The 20,078-nt window shown below is 66.8% G+C and carries 18 protein-coding genes and 1 pseudogene; 3 read left to right on the top strand and 16 right to left on the bottom strand.

Annotated features, from left to right (window positions below):
- Window positions 1–1,932 (bottom strand): IMS domain-containing protein, encoded by a 1,932-nt coding sequence (locus KQ307_RS12870; protein WP_259728196.1) that lies wholly within the window; start codon window positions 1,930–1,932, stop codon window positions 1–3.
- Window positions 1,933–2,057: 125 nt separating this feature from the next.
- On the opposite strand from KQ307_RS12870, the gene pdhA reads away from it, so the two are divergent.
- Window positions 2,058–3,182 (top strand): pyruvate dehydrogenase (acetyl-transferring) E1 component subunit alpha, encoded by a 1,125-nt coding sequence (pdhA, locus tag KQ307_RS12865; protein WP_259700937.1) that lies wholly within the window; start codon window positions 2,058–2,060, stop codon window positions 3,180–3,182.
- Between the two features lie 3 nt (window positions 3,183–3,185).
- On the opposite strand, the gene KQ307_RS12860 is transcribed toward pdhA, so the two are convergent.
- Complete coding sequence (locus KQ307_RS12860; RefSeq protein ID WP_259700936.1) at window positions 3,186–4,115, bottom strand: sigma-70 family RNA polymerase sigma factor; 930 nt, start codon at window positions 4,113–4,115, stop codon at window positions 3,186–3,188.
- 56 nt (window positions 4,116–4,171) lie between these two features.
- A complete protein-coding gene (locus KQ307_RS12855; RefSeq protein WP_259728195.1) occupies window positions 4,172–5,800 on the bottom strand; it encodes an NAD(P)H-hydrate epimerase in 1,629 nt (542 codons plus the stop codon).
- A 13-nt stretch (window positions 5,801–5,813) separates the two neighbouring features.
- On the opposite strand from KQ307_RS12855, the gene mnmA reads away from it, so the two are divergent.
- Window positions 5,814–7,070 carry a tRNA 2-thiouridine(34) synthase MnmA gene (gene mnmA, locus KQ307_RS12850; protein WP_259728194.1) on the top strand — a complete coding sequence of 419 codons (1,257 nt, stop codon included), beginning with the start codon at window positions 5,814–5,816 and terminating at the stop codon, window positions 7,068–7,070.
- Window positions 7,071–7,130: 60 nt separating this feature from the next.
- On the opposite strand, the gene KQ307_RS12845 is transcribed toward mnmA, so the two are convergent.
- The 10 genes from KQ307_RS12845 to KQ307_RS12800 all read right to left on the bottom strand — a co-directional run bounded on the left by KQ307_RS12845 (window position 7,131) and on the right by KQ307_RS12800 (window position 16,759).
- The gene (locus KQ307_RS12845) at window positions 7,131–8,735 is read right to left on the bottom strand and encodes an HAD-IB family phosphatase (protein WP_259728193.1); all 1,605 of its coding nucleotides are present in this window, start codon (window positions 8,733–8,735) and stop codon (window positions 7,131–7,133) included.
- Window positions 8,732–9,112, bottom strand: a complete 381-nt coding sequence (locus KQ307_RS12840) for a GtrA family protein (protein WP_259728209.1) — start codon at window positions 9,110–9,112, stop codon at window positions 8,732–8,734. The genes KQ307_RS12845 and KQ307_RS12840 overlap by 4 nt, the downstream gene beginning before the upstream one ends.
- 32 nt (window positions 9,113–9,144) lie before the next feature.
- Entirely contained in the window at window positions 9,145–10,479 is a 1,335-nt protein-coding gene (locus KQ307_RS12835; RefSeq protein ID WP_259728192.1) for an NAD(P)/FAD-dependent oxidoreductase, read from the bottom strand.
- Window positions 10,479–11,417: an NAD(P)-dependent oxidoreductase gene (locus tag KQ307_RS12830; protein WP_259728191.1), complete on the bottom strand. Its 939-nt coding sequence runs from the start codon at window positions 11,415–11,417 to the stop codon at window positions 10,479–10,481. Before KQ307_RS12830 ends, KQ307_RS12835 begins: the two co-directional genes overlap by 1 nt.
- 4 nt (window positions 11,418–11,421) lie before the next feature.
- Window positions 11,422–12,360, bottom strand: coding sequence for a decaprenyl-phosphate phosphoribosyltransferase (locus KQ307_RS12825; protein WP_259728190.1), 939 nt, complete (start codon window positions 12,358–12,360; stop codon window positions 11,422–11,424).
- 19 nt (window positions 12,361–12,379) lie between these two features.
- Window positions 12,380–13,771, bottom strand: coding sequence for an FAD-binding oxidoreductase (locus KQ307_RS12820; RefSeq protein ID WP_259728189.1), 1,392 nt, complete (start codon window positions 13,769–13,771; stop codon window positions 12,380–12,382).
- A complete protein-coding gene (locus tag KQ307_RS12815; protein ID WP_259728188.1) occupies window positions 13,768–14,514 on the bottom strand; it encodes an SDR family NAD(P)-dependent oxidoreductase in 747 nt (248 codons plus the stop codon). The genes KQ307_RS12820 and KQ307_RS12815 overlap by 4 nt, the downstream gene beginning before the upstream one ends.
- 72 nt (window positions 14,515–14,586) lie before the next feature.
- The gene (locus KQ307_RS12810; protein ID WP_259728187.1) at window positions 14,587–14,832 is read right to left on the bottom strand and encodes a 2Fe-2S iron-sulfur cluster binding domain-containing protein; all 246 of its coding nucleotides are present in this window, start codon (window positions 14,830–14,832) and stop codon (window positions 14,587–14,589) included.
- 38 nt (window positions 14,833–14,870) lie between these two features.
- Complete coding sequence (locus KQ307_RS12805) at window positions 14,871–16,349, bottom strand: cobyric acid synthase (protein WP_259728208.1); 1,479 nt, start codon at window positions 16,347–16,349, stop codon at window positions 14,871–14,873.
- Window positions 16,350–16,381: 32 nt separating this feature from the next.
- Window positions 16,382–16,759 carry an Npun_F0494 family protein gene (locus tag KQ307_RS12800; protein WP_259700933.1) on the bottom strand — a complete coding sequence of 126 codons (378 nt, stop codon included), beginning with the start codon at window positions 16,757–16,759 and terminating at the stop codon, window positions 16,382–16,384.
- 66 nt (window positions 16,760–16,825) lie between these two features.
- On the opposite strand from KQ307_RS12800, the gene KQ307_RS12795 reads away from it, so the two are divergent.
- The gene (locus KQ307_RS12795; protein ID WP_259728186.1) at window positions 16,826–17,443 is read left to right on the top strand and encodes a nucleoside triphosphate pyrophosphatase; all 618 of its coding nucleotides are present in this window, start codon (window positions 16,826–16,828) and stop codon (window positions 17,441–17,443) included.
- Here KQ307_RS12795 and KQ307_RS12790 read toward each other — a convergent pair.
- The 3 genes and pseudogenes from KQ307_RS12790 to KQ307_RS12780 all read right to left on the bottom strand — a co-directional run.
- Window positions 17,424–18,305 (bottom strand): YcgJ family protein, encoded by an 882-nt coding sequence (locus tag KQ307_RS12790; protein ID WP_259728185.1) that lies wholly within the window; start codon window positions 18,303–18,305, stop codon window positions 17,424–17,426. The two genes, KQ307_RS12795 and KQ307_RS12790, sit on opposite strands and share 20 nt — an antisense overlap.
- 258 nt (window positions 18,306–18,563) lie before the next feature.
- On the bottom strand, window positions 18,564–19,952 hold the full coding sequence (gene psbC / locus KQ307_RS12785) for a photosystem II reaction center protein CP43 (protein WP_259700930.1): 1,389 nt from the start codon (window positions 19,950–19,952) through the stop codon (window positions 18,564–18,566).
- Window positions 19,936–20,078, bottom strand: a pseudogene (locus KQ307_RS12780) (photosystem II D2 protein (photosystem q(a) protein)); the annotation flags it as partial. The gene psbC and the pseudogene KQ307_RS12780, both read right to left, overlap by 17 nt.

The following is a 20,078-nucleotide window of genomic DNA, read 5'->3' as shown; positions in this document are numbered from 1 at the left end:
TCAGCGGCGGGGGCGCCAGCCGGCCAGCTTCCAGACCTCGCCGTCGCGGGCAAAAACGTAGCTGTTGCGCAGCTCGATCGGCTCGGTGCGGTCGATCACCGTGCCGGCGCTGTTGGTGGTCTGCTCGCTGTAGCGCAGCCTCGCCCTGGTTTCGATCCGCCTCGGGCTGCGGCTGGTCACCGCCAGCTGCTCCACAGCGGCGTTCACGGTTTGCCGCTGCTGGCGGCTGCTGTTCCGGCCCGCCTCCGCCAGCAGGCTCGCCACCATGGCAGGCCTGGCCAGCTCAGCCAGGGGCCGGCCGGGGGGCTGGCCGGCCAGCACCTCGGCCTTGGCCTTCAGCCAGGCCTCGAGCAGAGCCTTGATCTCGGCGTCGCTCGGCTCGGCTGCCTTGAGGGGCAGGCGCGAAACCGGTGCCGTTATCACAGGGTTTACGGCTGGCTTGACGGCCGGCTTCAGGGTCGGCTTGGCGTCAGATGTGGTGGCTGGCTGGGGTGCCTGGTTGAGCGGCTTGAAGGCGAACCAGGCACCCCCTGCAACGGCGATGGCGGCGACGCCGGCCGCCAGCGGGAGCAGCCAGCCAGGCCTGCGGCCCTCCCGCCGCCGGCCGGCTGCTTTCGGTTGCGCCGGAGCCGGCAGGGCGAAGGAATCGCTCGAATCACCGAACGCTGATCCCAGCGGCGGCAGAACCCCGGACCCCGCATCGGCCGGCGTCCAAGCCGTGGCGGTCGGGCCCGGTGGAGCGACCCCGCCCCCTGCGAGGGAGGAGTGGTCCTGCGCCTCCACATAGGTCTGGATGTCACGGTCGGCGAAGTAGGCGTCGAGATCGGCGTCGACTTCGATGTCCCGATAGCCGGGCAGCACCTCCCTGGAGAGCCAGTCGCGGCAATAGGCGCAGATCTGGCCGAGCGGGTCGTCACTGCGTTGCTCGGCCCAGCGGCGCAGATCCGGCTCGGAATCGCTCAGAAAACCGGTCTGGGCGGCGTCGATGCGGCCGAGCAACAGGTTCTGGCAGGCCAGGAACGGCCCTACTCCGGGTTGGCCGCTGTGGATCAGCCGCTGATGGGCCGCGGCGATCCGCTCCGGTTTGCGCTGGGCGAAGCCGGAAGCGGTGAGGGCATAGCTGGCCAGGAACGCCGCCGTCGGCGAGCCTTCGATCGCCCAGCGGCTGAACAGATCCACCTGTTCCTGCACCGTGAGGAACTGACGGATCTGCTTGAAGAAGGCCTGGAATTCCTGCCGCGGCAGCGATAGATCATCGTCTCCTTCCAGCCCACCGCGTTTCTTGACCAGCACGTCCAGCCAGCGGAGGCCTTCCTGGCGCTCGGCTGTGGCGGTGAGATCCCGGCTCAGCAGGTCGAGCACCCGGAAGGGCAGCAGGCTGTCGAGGTCGTCGTCGAGCAGGTGCCGCTGGGCCGGTGCCTGGCCCAGCCGTTGCAGCAGCTGCCTGCCTTGCAGCAGCAGCGAGGCGGCCGCTTCGAAGTGCCGCTCCTGGCTCAGTTCGGTGGCGGCATGACGGCAGGACAGCCCGACCAACAGGCTGAGATCGGCCTCGCGGCTGCTGCCCAGCGCGGGGGTCTGGGGTGGTTGGAGGCTGTGGCGAGCGGCTTCGAAGGCCTCCAGGGGCTGGCCGGCCTCCATCAGCAGCAGCAGGCCCCCGACCACCTTGGAGCTGGGAACCTCCAGGCCTGGGGCGCCGGAACTTCCACTGCCCTCGAAGGCGATCAGATCGGCCTCGTAGGCGCTGCGCCTGTCGTCATCGCTGAGCAGCTCGGCGCTGGCACGCAGCAGGTCGGCCCGGGCCTGAAGTCCCTCAGGACTGAAGCCCTGCCCGGGGGGGTTGTCGAGGCGCTGCTGAAGACTGCGCAGCACGTTCTGGCAATCGGAGGAGGGGCTGACCCCAAGCAGTCGGTAATGGTCGATCGGAAGTTCCAACCGCAGCGACTCCCAGACCCCTCGCGGGTGGATTGCTGGTGAGTGTAGGCAGAGGCATCGGTTTTGACGCCCTGGCCTTGTTGGACCCCGTACAGTCGGCCCCTGAAGACCACGCCACTCCCGCCATGACCCAGGAGTTCGCGCTCAAGTCGGCCCCTGAAGCGTTCGCCTCTGAGCCTGTTGCCGCCCCCGCTGGTTCAGCTGAAGCTGAGGCGGCCGGAAGCCACGCCCTGCGGCTGGCAGCTTTCGCCTCCGCTCCCTGCACGGTGAGCCGGGCTGAGGGGCTGATGCTCTACCGCGACATGACCCTGGGTCGGCGCTTCGAGGACAAATGCGCCGAGATGTACTACCGCGGCAAGATGTTCGGCTTCGTGCATCTCTACAACGGTCAGGAAGCGGTTGCCACCGGCGTGATCAAGGCGATGAAGGCCCAGCACGACTGGTTCTGCAGCACCTATCGGGATCACGTCCACGCGCTCAGCTGCGGCGTGCCGGCCCGCGAGGTGATGAGCGAGCTGTTCGGCAAGGCCACCGGCTGCAGCAAGGGCCGCGGCGGCTCCATGCACCTGTTCTCCCGGGAGCACCACCTGCTGGGCGGTTATGCCTTCATCGGCGAGGGCATTCCGGTCGCCCTCGGCGCCGCCTTTACCAGCCGCTACAAGCGCGATGGGCTCGGCGATGCCAGCAGTGATTCCGTCACCGCCGCCTTCTTCGGCGATGGCACCTGCAACAACGGCCAGTTCTTTGAATGCCTCAACATGGCGGCGCTCTGGAAGCTGCCGATCCTGTTCGTGGTGGAGAACAACAAGTGGGCGATCGGCATGGCCCATGAACGGGCCACCAGCGAGCCGGAGATCTGGCGCAAGGCGGCCGCTTTCGGCATGGCCGGAGAGGAAGTCGACGGCATGGACGTGCTGGCGGTGCGCGCCGCCGCCCAGCGGGCGATCGAGAGGGCCCGGGCCGGTGATGGCCCCACGGTGCTGGAGTGCCTCACCTACCGCTTCCGTGGCCATTCCCTGGCCGATCCCGATGAGCTGCGCAGCGAGGCTGAAAAGGCCTTCTGGGCCCAGCGGGATCCGATCAAGGCCCTTGCCGGCCAGCTGATCTCCGCCGAGCTGGCCACGGCCGAGGAGCTCAAGGCGATCGAAACCGAGATCGATGCCGAGGTGGCCGATGCCGTGAGCTTCGCCATCGCCGCTCCCGAGCCCGACCCCGCCGAACTCACCCGTTACATCTGGGCCGAAGACTGAATCTCAGGGGCTGGTCGCACTGAGCTCCGAGAGGCTGCGCAGCTTGCGCAGGGCCTTCAGTTCCACCTGCCGCACCCGCTCGCGTGAGACGGACATCAGCCGGCCGATTTCGGCCAGGGTGCTGCGTTCAGCCCCGTTGGTGCCGAAGCGCAGGTCGAGCACCTGGCGTTCCTGGGCCGAAAGCTGGCTGAGCCAGTGTTGCAGCCGGTCGTGGTCCATCGCCTGCTCCATCCGCTCGAGCGGTTCCTGGCTGGAGGGGCTGGCGATCAGATCACCGAGGGGACTGCGCCCTTCCTCGCCATTCACCGGCGCATCGAGGCTCGAGGTGGTCAGCGACTGACGCAACAGCCCGTCGAGCTCCTGGATCGGGATCGCCATCGCTTCGGCGATCTCCTGGCGGCTGGGCATCGCGCCGAGCTTGTGGGCCAGCTCCAGACTGACCCGGCGCACCGAGCCCAGCCTCTCGCTGAGGTGAACCGGCAGCCGGATCGTGCGCGACTGGCAGGCGATCCCCCGGGTCATGCTCTGGCGGATCCACCAGAAGGCATAGGTGGAGAACTTGTAGCCACGGGTGGGGTCGAATTTCTCCACGGCCCGCTCCAGCCCCAGGGAGCCCTCCTGGACAAGGTCGAGCAGCTCCAGCCCCTTGCCCTGGTACTTCTTGGCAACGCTCACCACCAGCCGGAGGTTGGCTTTGATCATCCGCTGCTTGGCCCGCCGGCCGATCCGCAGCACCTGATTGGTCTGGTCGGTGGGTTCGCTGGGCTCGCTGGCTTCCAGCTGCCGCATCATCGTCTGGACCTGGTTGCCCAGTTCGATCTCCTCAGCCGGGGTGAGCAGGGGCTCCCTGCCGATCGTGGTCAGATACCAGTGGATCGAATCCGTCCTGCGCCGCTGGTGGGTGTCTCGGGCCTGAAGGCTGGTGACAGCCATGAAACGACGCAAAAGTTGCGTCAATCTCGACGCAATCTCCCGGTTTGGGTGTGTTTTTAACAACGTTTTGGCAGCTTGCTCTCACGCCGGGCCAGCTGGCTGGCGATGGCCTGGGGGCTGGCTGCTGCGGCGCCGAGGATCCGGCAGCACTGCAGGCCGGCCTGGGCATGGTCGAGGGCGGCGGCCGCCAGCAGGGCTCCATCCGCAGGGGAGCAGGTCTGAGCCGCTGCGGCAGCGGCCCCCCTGCCGGCGGCGTAGCCGGCCAGCACGTCCCCCAGTCCGGCGCGGGCGGCCGGGGCGGCAGCCTCCAGCAGCTGCCAGCGGCGGCCATCGGCCGCGGCCACCACGCTGCGGGCCCCCTTGAGCAGCACGCTGACGCTACAGCGGGCGGCGGCGCTCGCCGCCGCCGCCAAGGGCTGCTGGCTGGCCAGATCCGGGAACAGGCGGGCGAATTCGCCGGCATGGGGCGTCAGCCAGGTGGCTCCCTGGCGTCCCCGCAGCCAGGCATCGCTTCTGGTCCCTGTCTCCCCGGCGGCCACGCGGTTGAGCCCATCGGCATCCAGCACCAGGAGTCCGCTGAAGTACTGCAGCGCTCGCCAGGCCAGGGTCTGATCCGTGCCGTCTGCCCCATGGCCGGCACCGATGCCGGGGCCGAGCAGCACCGCATCGAGGCGGTCCAGGGCTCCGGCTTCTCCCAGCGCCGCCAGGCAGAGGCCCCCCTGGGCTCCAGAGGCCAGGGCGCGGTGCACCACCACATCGGGTTGCACCGCCCAGAGCTCTTCGGCCACTGCAATCGGCAGGGCGCCCCGCAGGCTGCCGCAACCACTGGCGCCGGCACCCAGCAGGCTGAGCAGGGCAGCGCCGCGATAGGCGTTGCTGCCGGCCACCACCAGCAGGCGGCCCCTTCCATACTTCCCAGCCCTCGGATCTGGAATCGGCCAGGGGGTCGAGGCCAGATCCGCTGCCGCCAGGCCCAGGGGCTGATCCACCGGCAGGCCGGCGAGCTGGGCGGGCGGGAGCCCGAGGTCGAGCCGTTCCAGCTCCCCCACCCAGGCCAGGGCTGCGTCCTGCACCAGGCCCTGCTTGAGCAGACCGAGCACGTAGGTGTGGCTGGCACAGGCAGCCACCTCCCCCAGCAGCTGGCCACTGTCGGCGCAGAGGCCGGTGGGCACATCGATCGCCACCAGCCGGCCTGGCCGTTGCGATTGCCTGGTCGCCAGCAGTCGCTCGATCACCGCACCGGGCGGTCGCCGCTGGCCGGTGCCGAACAGGGCATCGATCCAGAGGCGTGGATCGGCCGGATCAGGGCTGCCGGCGCACTGCTCCACCCCCAGCCAGTGGGCATGGCGCCAGTGGGCCTCGGTGAGGGGCTTGCGCTGCTCGAAGGGGCTCCAGAGCTGAACGCGCACGCCGGCCAGATGCAGCTCCCTGGCCACCACCAGGCCATCACCGCCGTTGTGGCCGGGCCCCACCAGCACCAGCACGCCCCGCTCCAGCCGATCGGGCTGCCCGAGCAGCCGCTGGCTGATTTGCAGGGCGGCCTTCTCCATCAGGGCTTCGACGGGCAGGCCACTGGCGAACAGCGCTTCTTCCAGGTCCGCCATCTGGGCGGAGCGCACCAGCAGGTGGGCGGCATCACGGGCGGGCCAGGAGGGCACGGCAACGGCGGCGCGGGCTGGTCCCATGATGGGAGCAAGGATGTTTTTGCCCCACGATTCAGCATCGAGGGTGTTCGGTGTGACCCTTTCTCCAGCCCCCGCTTCAGCAACCCGTGCTTCCGCAACCACCTGTCCGGCCACCCCTGCCGCTGCCCGGGCCGTCGAGCGGTTGCGGGCCTGGCCGGGTGAGCATCGCGTCGCCGTGGGCCTCTCCGGCGGGGTCGACAGCTCCCTGAGCGCCGCTCTCCTGGTGGAGGCCGGCTGGCAGGTTGAGGGGCTCACCCTCTGGCTGATGAGCGGCAAGGGGAGTTGCTGCGCCGAAGGTCTGGTGGATGCGGCCGGCCTCTGCGACCAGCTGGGGATTCTCCACCATGTCGTCGATTCCCGCGCCCACTTCCAGGCCCAGATCGTTGATTTCCTGGTGGAGGGCTATGCGGGCGGCGTCACGCCGCTGCCCTGCTCCCGCTGCAACCGGGAGGTGAAATTCGCGCCCATGCTCGCCTGGGCCGAGGCCGAGCGGGGCATCACCCGGATTGCCACCGGGCATTACGCCCGGCTCCGACCGTCGCTGGCTGCCGCCTCCGCTTCCTGCTCAGGCGAACGGTCCGGCCGGACGCAGCTGCTGCGCGGTCTCGATGCCGGCAAGGATCAGAGCTACTTCCTCTACGACCTCCCCCAGGAGGTGCTGGGCCGGCTGCTGTTTCCGCTCGGTGAAATCAGCAAGCCGGACACCCGCCTTGAAGCGGAGCGCCTGGGGTTGCGCACGGCCAGCAAGCCGGAGAGCCAGGATCTCTGCCTGGCCGATCATCACGGCTCGATGCGGGCTTTTCTCGATGCCTACCTACCGCCCCGCCAGGGGGAGATCGTGCTGGCGGACGGAGCAGTGATCGGCCAGCACGATGGCATCGAGCACTTCACGATCGGTCAGCGCAAGGGGCTGGGGGTGGCCTGGCGTGAGCCCTTGCATGTGGTGCGGCTCGACGCTGCGATGAACCGGGTGGTGGTGGCCCCCCGCGCCGAGGCGGCTCGCTCCGGCTGTGTGGTGGGAGCGATCAACTGGGTATCGATCGATCCTCCCGCCGCTCCACTGTCACTGGAGGTGCAGGTGCGCTATCGGAGTGGGCCGGTGCGGGCCCGTTTCACGCCGCTTGCGCCCATCGCCACCGATGACGCCGCTGGGCGGCCCCATCGCGGCCGCCTGGAGTTCGAGCAGGAGCAGTTCTCGATCACACCGGGGCAGGCGGCCGTGTTCTATGCCGGCGAGCTGGTGCTGGGGGGCGGGCTGATCCAGGCCTGAGATTCTCCGGGGACCCATTCCCTTTGCAAAGATCTGCAGCCTGTCTCAAGGTTCAGGAAATCAAGCATCGTTTGTTCTATTGAAATCTCTCAGTAGCCAGGAACTGTTGATTGACGCCAGGGCAACAATGCTCCACGGAGTCATGAGCCGGCGGAGGATTGCAATCGGAAGTGTGGTGCCGATCGGCACTCCTTGCTGGGCGAGGAGCAAGACAGTGGCAGCTTCGTTGACCCCGATCCCTCCCGGTAGGGAGGAGGCCATGCCGGCGGTTCCGGAGAGGAGATAGATCGTGATGGACTGGGCTACGCCAAGGTGGCCGGGGCTGAGGATATGGCTCAAGAGGAACAACAGCATCGGTTCGGTGGACCACACCATCAGACTCACGCCGCTTGCCGGAATCAGGGCCTTCACTAGGGCAGGGTCGGGCAACCGGTGTCGCCAGCGGCTTCGCCAGCGAGCGACACGCCTGCGGATCCCGGAGTGCCGCAGGCAGGCCGCCAGCAGGAAGACCACCAGCAGAGCCCCTGCCACCAGAGCCATTGACCGACCCTGCAGGGACCCGCCGAGGGTCGGCAGTCTGCCGAGCACCTGAACCGGGGCCAGCAGCAGCAGCAGCGTGACCACGCTCACCACATCCGCCGTGCGCTCGGCGAAGAACACATGGATCAGCGGGATGCGTGGATACCCGAGGCTGTCGTGCAGGGCCTGCACCCGAGCCAGCTCGCCCAGTTTGCCCGGTGTGGCGGTGAGGGCGAACCCCCTAAACCAGTGAAAGGCATCGGCCCGCCCCCGCCGGCCGATCGATAGCGCCCCCAGCAGCACTCTCCAGCGCCAGTAACGCAGGGTGAAACTGGTGAGCAGCACGCCGTATAGAAGGGGAAGCCAGAGGGGCAGCGAGCCGAGCGCGCTCAGCAGGGAGCGGCGTTCGGCCTCGGGAAGTCGGCTCACCCCGACCAGCGCCAGGCTGAGCAGGAGCAGGCCGAACAGCGAGCTCCACGGCGGTTGCTTGCCCTGGCGAGGCTGCGGATAGGGCACCGAGGCACTGGCGAAGGAGCGCCAGTGCGGCACCGAACTGGCTTCCAGCAGTTCCCGATCCCCGCGGGTGTCGCCATAGGCGTGCAGATCCGTGCCGGCCATCGGTTCCGCCAGCCATCGCTCCAGCCGCTGCACCTTTTCAGCTCCCTTGCAGTTGGGCGAAAGCAACCGGAACGGCCGCGCCGCCGTGGCGTGGCGTGGGTCGGTGGTTTCCGTGGCCAGCAGGTCGACCCCGAGGTGATCGGCGAGGGGCTGGATCAGAAACCGCGGTGAAGCGGTGACGATCACCACCCGGTGATCGTGAAGCCGATGCCAGACGAGGCGATGCTGGGCTTGGAGGCGTAAACGTGTGATCAGTGCGGCGGGGATCACCTCCACAAGCAGCCCCTGCAGCCGGTGGGGAGGAGTACGGGCGACCGCGCGAGCCAGGAGCCGTTCCTTGAAAGCCGCGGTGGAGAGTCTTCCCAGCTTCCAGCGGATCAGGGTGGGGGAGATCGCCAGCAGATCAACGAGGCAGCCCAGGGGGCCCCGCGCCCGCCACAGAAACAGACGGGTGGCATCGCCACAGATCAGGGTGCCGTCACAGTCGAAGGCCGCAACCACAGGGCGGGAGTTCGGCGGCGCCGTCATCGGCGCGATTCCTGGAAGGAGATGTGCTTGTGGCCGAAGTAGCTGCTCACCACGGGAACCAGCACTCCGGTTGTGTGGGCGATCAGATCCTTCAACACCACGATGCCAAGCAGAGGAAGGAGCCAGTTGCGCATCCCCACGCTCACGATCCATGTCTGCAGCACGGCAAACAGGTTGACCAGCGCGAAGGCGGCGAACGATCGTCTCACCGTGATCGTTGAACTCCGGAAGACGAATTGTCGTGCCAGCACATAGGCGGTGACCATGCCGATCCCATAGGCGGCCAGCACGGCAAGCTCGAAGCTCAGGAACCGGGAGAAGCCGATGCGGCTGATCACATTGACCATGGCCGCCAAACCTCCCGTGAGCAGGAACATTACGAATTGCCGGCGGTTTCCCGGTGCTTGGCTCACGCCGGCGGCTCCCCCGCCCCATCCAGTTTCCGCAGAACCTCCACGGCCAGCTTCCGCCCGAATCCGGTGCTCTCGGAGATCCCTCGGTCCTCGGGGTAGTACATGGTGGTGTCGGCGATCCAGAGGTTGGGGAGCGGTTCGATCGGTGGCAGGGTGGCGAGGAAATCCATCCCACACACCGGCTGGGCATAGCGGTAGCGGCTGCAGTGGCTCGCCACCACATCGGAGCGGCTCAGCGAGGGATTGATGGCCAGTAGACAGGCCACGGCGTCGGCGATGAAGGCATCGTTCGGGCGGAGGTAATCGGGATGGTCCGCCGGCATGTAGAAGGGCACGTAGGTGATCGCCGCACCAACGGGACGCAGATTGCCCATCTCGATGATGCCCGGAATGCGGAAGCGCTCGTCGTTCACGTTGGTCCAGAAGTTCGTGGTGATCGGAAGGCCGGTCTTGATCACCACGCAGGCGCAGGCCACCGAGCGCTGCTCCGCATAGAGCCTGATCAGCTCCGGGGGGGCGCCTCCGGTCGTCAGCATCGGGGCCACGAGCGGCAGCGGCACGGTGGAGATCACCGCATCGAATCGCTTCTCCCCGCCATTGGTCGCCAGAGCCACCCTGCCGTCGGGCAGGGAGCAGATGGAGCGAACGGGCTGGCCGAGTTCCAGATGGGTGCCCATGCGTCTGAGGGCCGCTTCCATGGCGTCGAGGTACTGCTGCGTGCCACCCCGTAGGAAGCCGAGGGTTTCCTTCAGGAACCGGCGTGAGCGGGCCAGGCGTCGGATCCGGCTCCAGATCCAGGCGGCGGAGATGGCTTCGCTGTGATGGAAGAACTTGTAGGCGAACAGCTTGTGCCACAGCACCCGGTAGCCCGGCTTCCCCAGCCAGCTCCGCAGCCAGCCGGTGGCAGGGATCCGATCCAGGCGATGCCAGTCGTGGATGGTGAGGCAGCGGGCGGCATGGAGCAGATAGCGGATCTTGGTGAGCAGGGGCAGACGGGGAAAGGCCAGAACCGCCCCGACAGACCCCCAGGGATACAACCTGTCGTTGCAGAAGAAGCCCATGGAGGTCTGGCGCCAGGCCATCTCCTGCTTCAGATTCAGTTCCTCCAGCAACGTGAAGAAGTCGTGATCGCTCAGGCAGTGGAAGTGGTAGTAACGCTCCAGCCGGATCCCTTCGAAATCGAAGCAGGCCGCCATGCCACCGATGCGGTCATCGGCCTCGAAGAGCGTTGGGGGATGCCCCAGGCGGGCAAGCTCATAGGCCACCGCCAGGCCCATCGGGCCAGCGCCGATCACGGCGATGCTGGGCAGGCGCGCAGGGGTTGAGGCCATCAGTAGGGGATCTCCACGTCCCGGAAGCGGGAGTCTGTATAGGTGAGGCGGATGGCCTCCGCCAGGGGTGTGGGCGCGACCTGGAAGATGGTCGGCCAGTCGATCACCTCGAACCGATCACCGGCCGTCAGAGCCCTGAGCTGCGAGTTCGTGAAGGCGGGCTGATGGGTGAGCAGGGCCCAGATCTGGAGTAACAGTCCGAATAGCCCAATCGGCAGATGCACGAACCTGCTGTGAGAATCCACGGCAGCGCGCAGCTGGCGCATCAGACTGGTATAGCTCACCTGCTCAAGACCGGTGATGTCATAGACGCCACGGAGCTGGGGCTGCAGCAGACAGCTTTCGATGATCCGGCAGAAATCCTGCACGTAGAGAGGTTGGCGGATGAAACGGCCAGAACCTGGAATCGGGAAGACGGGGCTCTTGCGCAGGAAGCGGGCCAGCCAGCCCAGATGCTTGCGGTCGAACCAGCCGAACATCAGGGTGGGCCGCAGCACCACCACCCCCGGCCAGTGCTCCCGCACGAGCTGCTCCTGCTGGCGCTTGGTGGTGGTGTAGAGATCGGTCGCCACCGAATTGACCACGGAGCTGCTGATATGAACGAGCCGGGGCACTCCGGCATGGCGCAGCTCCGCCAGTACCACTTTGGTGGTGGCGATGTTGTTGCGGTCGAAGGTGCTGGGGTCGGTGTTGCCGATCTCGGCCTGCAGCATCACGCAGGCATCCGATCCTGCCAGCAGTGCGGGCCATTGCACCCCGGAGGTTTCGCAGAGATCCTCCTGCAGGAAGATCACCCGCGGAAACAACTTCCGCCCCACGGCAATGGCGGCCTCCTTCTTGTCCACCACGAGCAAGTCCCAGCCTGGATGGTCCTGTTGCAGCAGTGCGATCAAGTTGAGACCCACGAGGCCGGCGCCGCCGGGTAGAAAGATCTTCATGGCCTCAGGCGGGAAGAATGTCGAGCCGATGCGCGATGCCCACACCGGCCACGGTGAGCAGCCAGGTCAGCAGGGTCAGCTGCACCCCCCGATCCCCCAGCAGGATCTCCTCCGGCTTCTCGCTGGAACGCTCCGGATGCAGGGCCACACGGCGCTCGGCCTCCTCCGGGTCACTCAGCAGTTGGTAGCGGAAGATCCCCACCAGCACGAACGGCACCGAAAGCAGCATCCAGCTGGTGGGGGCCCCGTTGAGCGAAGGACCGGCAGCCCAGAGGGCGTATGACATGAAGGCGCTCGTGGAGACGATGTTCTCGAGGCGCTGCAGCAGGGGCATCGAATATCGCTCGAGCACCTTGCGGGTGATCACACCGCGATCGAGACAGAGGCGAAGCTCCGCCTTGCGTTTCTCCACCGCCAGAAACAGGGCCAGAAGGCCCACGGTGAGCAGAAACCAGGGGGAGAAGCCCAGCCCTGCAGCTACAACACCTGCTACGGCTCGCAGCAGGAAGCCGGCAGCGATGCAGAACAGATCCAGCAGGGGGGCTCGCTTGAACTGAAGGCAGTACCCCACCTGGATCAGCCCGTAGAGGAGCAGCACCCCGGCCAGACCTGGCGCCAAGGCGGCTCCCAGGCCCAGGCTGAGAACCGCCAGCAAAATGGCCGTGGCCAGTGAGAGGGGCACTCCGATCAGGCCAGCGGCGATCGGACGATGCCGTTTGCTGGGATGGGCCCGGTCGGCTTCCCTATCCAGCACGTCGTTGAGCAGGTAGATCGCGCTCGAGATGGCACAGAAGGCCACAAAGCCCACGGCGGCTCCCAGCCAAACGTGCGGCTGCATCTGGAAGGCGAAGAGGGCCCCCGCGAACACCAGCAGGTTCTTGGTCCACTGCCTGGGGCGACAGGCCGCCAGGAGCGGAAACGTGGGTGGAGGAACCAGGGTCATGGAGCCAACCGGGCAAAACCTAAGCGATTGCGAGCCTGCGGGCCAGGTCGGAACAGAAGACATGGCGGGGATCGAGCCGATCGCGCTGCTGCTGCCACTCGGCCAGCCGCGGGTAGCTCCGCTGCAGCATGCTGGCCGACTGCCTGGAATCCTTGGCCAGGTAAAGCCTGCCGCCGGCCGCCGCCACCTGCTCATCGAGAGCATCGAGGGCTTCCCGCAGTCCCCGCACGGCGGCTGGTACGTCGGCTGCCAGGGTCCAGCCGGGTTGTGGAAAGGAAAGGGGCCCAGGGGTGCCGGGCCCGAAGCGCTTGAGCACCGTGAGAAAGCTGGGTGCTCCCACCTTGCGAAGTGCGGCAAGGGTGAGGGGCACCAGCTCTGCCGCCGTATCGGGTACGGCGAACTGGTACTGGAGAAAGCCTGCCGGCCCGTAGATGCGGTTCCAGTCGCTCACCCCATCAAGGGGGTGGAAGAAGGGGGCGATCGCCTGCAGTTCACCAACACGATGCTTCGGCGCCTTGCGGTACCAGGCCTCGTTGAAGGCCCGCACCGTGAACCCGTTGAGCAGACCGCCTGGGAGAAAGGGCGGGGCGGCTGCCAGGGCCTTCGGGTCATAGGCCAGCGGTGCCTCCGGACGGCAGCCGGCCACAGAGCCGCCGGCAGCTCGGAGCCCTTCCCGGCTGGCGTGATCGCCCCGGGTGAGCACGCCCCGACCGGCTGGATGGAGGCTGTCGACCCAGGCCACGCTGTAGCGGTAGTGGGCATCGCCCTCCACCATGGCGGCCATCAGGCCGTCGAGATCGCGGTGGCGGTCGGTGTCGACGCTGATCAGGGCGGTTTCGATCGGGATCAGGCTGAAACTCGCCTCGGTGATCACGCCGGTGAGGCCCATGCCGCCGGCGGTGGCCCAGAAGGCGGCCGCTGTGGAGGGGTCGCCGGTAGGTGTGAGCTCGCGGAGCTCTCCACCGCCATCCACCAGCTGGAGGTTGTGTACGTGACGGGCGAAGCTGCCCTCGCCATGGTGGTTCTTGCCATGCACATCGGCGGCGATGGCGCCGCCGAGGGTGACGTTGCGGGTGCCGGGGGTAACGGGAAGGAAGAACCCGGCGGGCACGATCACCCGCAGGATGTCGCTCAGGCTCAGGCCTGCTCCGGCAGTGACTCTGGCGGCAGGGGCATCGAGCGCCACGGAATCGAAGGACCCCAGGTCGATCACGGCGGCCCCATCTAGCTGGGCGGCATCGCCATAGGAGCGGCCCAGACCCCGAGGGATCAGGCTGGCAGGGGCGGCCTGGCGGATCAGCGCGCAGAGCTCGTTTGTGTTCTGGGGGGCAAGCACCCTCGCGTGGGCCGGCTGGGTACGGCCCCAGCCGGTGAGGCACTGCCGTTCCGTGGAAGGAGGGGAGAGGGTCACAGTTTGCGGGCCAGGGCCGGAGGGAGCAGGCGCACCAGCAGCATGATCGCCGACCACCACCAGGGGATGTATTCCATGCCGCGCCGGTCCGGTCGGCGCAGCAGGGCACGGGCCACTAGCTCCGGACTGGCGCAGAGGGCCGGCGGCGCCTTGCCCACGGTCATGGGCGTGGCCATGAACCCGGCCTTGAGGATCCGCACCGCGAACGGTTTGCCGTGGCAGCGCAGCAGCAGCCCCTCGCAATAAGTGGTGAGCGCGGCCTTGGCGGCGCCGTAGTGGTAGTTGGAGGGGCGACCGCGATCGGCGGCCACCGAAGAGAAGACCCACAGGCGACCGGGCCGCTCGAGTCGCTCGGCCGTGGCGATCACAGTGAGCCAGGGCAACAGGCCGCTGTAGTTGGCCGCGGTGATCGCCAGGGCCTCGGAGGGATCATGGCGCGCGCGCTCCGCATCGCCGAGGGAGCCGGCGGTGATCAGATAGAGGTCGAAGGATTCCTCCAGGGGTGGCTGGGCCGTGGGCTGCCCCTTGGCAGCTGCCCAGAGATCAAGAGACTGCAGTGAAACCTGGACTCCCTGGCTTTGCATCAATTCGTCGGCAAGCACACGGTTGGTCTCTCCGTTGCGGGCGACCAAGTGAAAGCGAAGACAGCCGCGCCGGAGCAGCTCCCTGCAAATCGCCATGGCCACCAGGCTGGTGCTGCCCAAAATGAGAGCGCTGTGGATGGTGGCAGGGCGGGCTGACATCAACGATTACCCAACGATTTCGTCAGTGTGGTGGATGCTCAGCCAATGTGAGGCAAGCCAGAGCTTTGTCGTTCACCAATAGGGATCACTGGCCAGTTCCACCCTGAGCTCGCCGCTGTGGGCCGGCGGAACGGAGGCGATGCAGGCGCGCACAACCTGGCCGTTCACCTCGATCTCGCAGGCGCCGCAGCTGCCGCCCAGGCAGCCGGTGGGAATCAGCAGGTTGCCGCTGGCCGCTGCAGACAACCAGGCGGTGCCGGCCGGCTCCAGGCTGGTGCTGCCATTCGGCCAGCTGATCCTGACCAGGGGAGGGGCCATGGAATCACGGCTGTGTCTGGGTCAGTCTGAAGCAGTGTTCAGTGCAGCAGCGGCTCAAGGTTGACGTGGGCCTCGAAGGCATCGGCGAGGCGATCGAGCAGGGCGTCCCGCTGGCGGCTGTGGTGGGGCTGGGCCTCCCCCAGGTCGGGGAGGTTCCGCTGGCGGCGCAGCTGGTTCAGCCAGCGCCGCCGCCAGGGGCCGTTCTCGAACACACCATGCAGGTAGGTGCCGGCCACTGAACCACCCGGCTCAAGCTGCTGCCACCAGCCCAGCTCACGCTCGGAGCCGAGCGGATGGCAGTGCTGGGGCGCCAGGCAGTGGGAGCGCCCCCGGTGCAGTTCGAACCCTTCCAGATCCTGGCCTCCGGGCGGTGGCCAGAGCGCCTGGCTGCTGCGCCGGCGCAGGGCCTTGACGGAGCCGAAGCGGGTGAGCAGTGGCAACAACCCCAGGCCCCGCATGGAGCCGACCATGCCGCCGCCTTCCAGACCATCGGGATCCTCGAGCGCTCGGCCCAGCATCTGCAGTCCGCCGCAGATGCCGAACAGATGGCCGCCGCCGGCCACGAAGGCCTGCAGCTCCCCGGCCATCGGGCTGGCCTGGAGCGCTGCCAGGTCCCGCAGGGTCTGCTTGCTGCCAGGCAGGATCACGGCGGCCGGTTGGCCGAGCGCCTCGCCGGGGCGCACCCAGCGCAGCCGCACGCTCGGTTCGGCCTCAAGTGGATCGAAGTCGGAGAAGTTGCTGATCGAGGGCAGCCGCAGCACGGCGATCTCCAGCTCGGCATCGGGTTTGCGGGCCCGCCGCTCGAGCAGATCGAGTGAATCCTCCGGCGGGAACAGCTCATCGAGCCAGGGCATCACCCCCAGCACCGGAATCCCCGTCCGTTGCTCCAGCCAGACGCGCCCCGCATCGAACAGCTCCCGCCGGCCGCGGAAGCGGTTGATCAGGATGCCCCGGATCAGGGGCCGCTCCACCGGTCGCAGCAGGGCCAGGGTGCCGACGACCTGGGCAAACACCCCGCCGCGCTCGATGTCCGCCACCAGCAGGCAGCGGGCTCGGAGGTACTGGGCGAGGCGCAGGTTGGTGAGATCGCGGCTCTGCAGGTTCACCTCCACCGGGCTGCCCGCCCCCTCCAGAATCAGCCGTCCGCCGGGATGGGAGGCCTGCAGGCTGCTCAGCCCTGTGCGGATCGCCGCCCAGCCGGGCCGGAACCAGTCGCGGTAGTAGTGCTCGGCGCGGGCAATCCCCACTGAGCGGCCCAGGTGGATCACCTCACTGGTGCTGTCGCCCTGGGGTTTGAGCAGAACCGGGTTCATCGCCACCTCCGGCTCCAGTCCGGCCGCCCAGGCCTGCAGGGCCTGGCTGTAGGCCATTTCGCCGTTCCCCTCGTCCACCCAGGCATTGAGACTCATGTTCTGCCCCTTGAACGGCAGCGGACGCTCTCCGCGCCGCCGCAACACCCGACAGAGGGCTGCCGTCATCAGCGACTTGCCGGCCCCGCTGCTGGTGCCGAGCACCATCAGGGCCGGGAGCGGGTCCAGAGGCGCGCTGCTCACAGGCGGGGCCGGTGGCGGCGCAGGTTCTGGTGAATCCGCTCGGCCAGCCCCGCCCGTGGAATCTCGCCCGGGAAACCTGCCAACAACTGGCGTCCCATCGGCGTCAACCGCACCCGATCGGTCAGCCCCTGGCCGTCCACCTCACGGCGCAGCACCCCGAGCCGGATCAGCCAGATGAAATGATCCTCGGCCCGCTGCGGGCCCATCGGCAGAAAGCAGAAGACGGACCAGTCGGAGCGATCGCAGAGGGCCCCGCTGCTGATCGCTTCCCCCCCCACCAGCGCGTAGAAGGCCCTGCGAAACGGCAGGCAGCGCAGGGCACTGGCGGCGCGGCTGAACGAGCGCCCCGGGTTGGGGCAGGCAACGGGGTCCATAGCCGTGATTCTCCCGGATGGCTGGCCGTCATCGCGACGCAGGATGGGGGCCGTTGGGCCACCGGGATGACGTCGTTGCTGCTTGCCTCCGCCTCGCCGGCGCGGCGGCGCCTCCTTGAGCAGGCCGCCATCCCCCATCGCTCTCAGGTGAGTGGTGTCGATGAGCGTGCGATCACGGCGGCGGCCGGGCCGCTGGGAGCCGAGTGGTTGGTGCAGCGGCTGGCCCTGGCCAAGGCCGAGGCCGTGCGGGCCGCGGCGACCGTGGGATCTGAGCTGGGGCCAGCGGTGCTGGGCTGCGATTCGGTGCTGGTTTTTGAAGGAGAGGTGTTCGGCAAGCCTGGTGATGCGCCTGAGGCGAGCCGGCGCTGGCGGCGGATGGCGGGTCGGTGGGGGGAGCTCCACACCGGCCATTGCCTGCTCCCGGCTGAGGTCGGCGTGGCGTCTCCCCTGCTCGCCACCGTGACCACCCGGGTTCTGTTTGCCGCCCTGACGGACGCGGAGATCCAGGCCTACGTCGACACCGGCGAACCGTTGCAGTGTGCCGGTGGCTTTGCCCTTGAGGGCCGCGGCGGCCTGCTGGTGGAGCGGATCGAGGGATGTTTCAGCAATGTGATCGGCCTGAGCCTCCCCTTGCTGCGACGTTGGTTGCAGCCAGACGCTCCAATCAGCGGAACAGGTTGTTGAACAGACCCTGCAGGAACTGGTTGGTGGGATTCAGGCTGGGAGAAAGGTTTGTCGGGTTCACCTGTTGATCGTTAACACGGGTGATCAGTCGTTGGTTGCCCCAGCTGAAGAGCACTTCGTTGCCGCGCCTTGCGGTGCGGACGGGCCATGTTCCCGTTCCGTCTCGAAGCACCAGCTCTCCCTGCCTGTTGTAGAAGGCGAACTGCCGGCCGTTCTGCAGCTCAACGGAATAGGCCGTTCCATTGGCTGTGCTTCGCTGCCTCAGATCGCAGCTGCCATTGAAGACGCTCCGCCCGGACTGGGAGAGTTCACAAGAATTTGCCTGCTGGTTCTGATTCCAGTTGTTCGTTGAGTTGTTGTTCCAATTGTTGGTTGAATTGTTGTTTGAGTTGTTACCCCAGTTGTTACCCCAGTTGTTGTTGGCGTTGTTGTTGGAGTTGTTGTTTGCCCATGGATCGTCTGAGCGTCTGACGCTGCCGAACAGCTGACGGCTCAGGCGATTGCTCACATTTGTTTTCTTCCAGCCATTGTCCCAGCAGAGCTGGCGCTGAACATCACACACTTCTCCACCACTGAACTGGAACTCCCTGGGAATCGTCCTCCCGGAGAGCAGCCGCTTCAGGTTCTGCTCGGCCCGCCGGTCGAAATGGCGACGGGTCAGCGGCAGGGAGGCGCCGTCGCTGTCGTAGCAGATCCGCACTGCCGAGTCGCAGATCACGCCGCTGCTGGGAAAAGTCAGGGTTTCCGTCTTGGCCTGCCCCTGCAACGGTGCGCTCAGAGTTGGGAGCACCAGAAGGGAGAGTGTGGCCAGCCATCCCAGCGAGCGTTTCTGAACATGGCCGCTGGAGCAGGGGGTCGTCATGGGTGCTGGTCTGGTTGAGGGGTATGGCCGGGTGGTGTGGATGGCCAGCTGCGCTGATCTCCCCATCACCTCAGCTGGACCGTAGCCAGGGTGAGCGTTGAAGGAACAACCAGAGTTCATCTGCCTGGCGCTCAGGTCTGACCAGATGTGTCGACCATGAAAAAACCCCTGCGGAGGCAGGGGTTCAGGAAGATCTCCAGATGGATCAGCTTGTGGCTGAAGCTGGATTGCGTGGATGCTCGGTTGAGTCGGGGAAACTCAGTCGAGATCGGGCATGGCCAGGGTCGGTTCTGCCTTGCGATCAATGCCCTTCTCGAAACCGGCGGCGGCTGCGCGGGCGCGACCGGCGTGCCAGAGGTGGCCCACCAGGAAGAAGAAGGCGAGCACGAACTGAGTGGCGGAGAGCCACTGACGCACGTTCACGAAGTTCACCGAGTTGGGTTCGGTGATGATGCCGCCCACGGAGTTGAGGGAAGCATTCGGGGCGTGGGTCATGTATTCAGCGGCCCGGCGCACCTGCCAGGGCTGAATATCGTTCTGGAGCTTGTCGAGGCTCAGGCCGTTGGGGCCTCGCAGGGGCTCGAGCCAGGGACCACGGAAATCCCAGAAGCGCATGGTTTCACCGCCGAAGATGATTTCGCCGGTTGGGGAGCGCATCAGGTATTTACCCAGGCCGGTTGGGCCCATGGCCGAACCGATGTTGGCACCAAGGCGCTGGTCACGCACCAGGAAGGTGAAGCTCTGGGCCTGCGAGGACTCGGCATTGGTGGGGCCGTAGAACTCGGAGGGGTAAGCGGTGTTGTTGAACCAGATATAGGTGCTGGCGATGAAGCTCATCAGGCTCAGGGCACCCAGGCTGTAGCTCAGGTAGGCCTCACCGTTCCAGATGAAGGCACGGCGCACCCAGCCGAATGGCTTGGTGATCACGTGCCAGATGCCTCCAAAGATGCAGATCAGGCCCACCCAGATGTGACCACCGATGATGTCTTCCATCGAGTTCACGCCGATGATCCAGCCTTCTCCACCAAAGGGAGCTGCTGTCAGGTAGCCGAAGATCACCGCCGGACTGAGAGTTGGATTGGTGATCAATCGCACGTCGCCACCACCTGGAGCCCAGGTGTCGTAGACGCCACCGAAGAACATGGCCTTGAACACCAGGAGCAGGGCACCCACTCCAAGCAGGATGAGGTGATAGCCAATGATGTTGGTCATCTGGTTCTTGTCACGCCAATCCTGGGAGAAGAACGAGGAGTAGTTCTCCAGGATCTCCGGGCCGCGCAGGGCGTGATAGAGGCCACCGACGCCCAGCACTGCTGAGCTGATCAGGTGCAGAACACCGACGACGAAGAAGGGATAGAGACTGGTGACTTCACCACCGGGACCGACGCCGTAGCCGAGGGTTGCCACGTGCGGAAACAGGATCAGACCCTGCTCATACATCGGCTTGTCGAAGCTGAAGTGACTCACTTCGAACAACATCATGGCCCCGGCCCAGAACACCATCAGGCCGGCGTGAGCCACGTGGGCCCCGAGCAGACGGCCGGACAGGTTGATCAGGCGGGCATTGCCGGCCCACCAGGCATATCCGGTGGAGTCGAGGTCCTTGCCACCAACGGCAACAAGGGAAGGACTAGAGAGCGTTACCACGGGGCAGGACCTCCTCAGGGAAGACGAAGTTTTCATGCGGCTGGTCAGCCGGTGCCATCCAGGCACGCAGACCTTCATTCAGAAGAATGTTCTTCGTGTAGAAGGTTTCGAATTCAGGATCCTCAG

The sequence above is a fragment of the Synechococcus sp. CS-1326 genome (assembly GCF_025128115.1).
GTDB lineage: Bacteria > Cyanobacteriota > Cyanobacteriia > PCC-6307 > Cyanobiaceae > Regnicoccus.
This window is presented reverse-complemented; position numbering and strand designations above follow the sequence as displayed.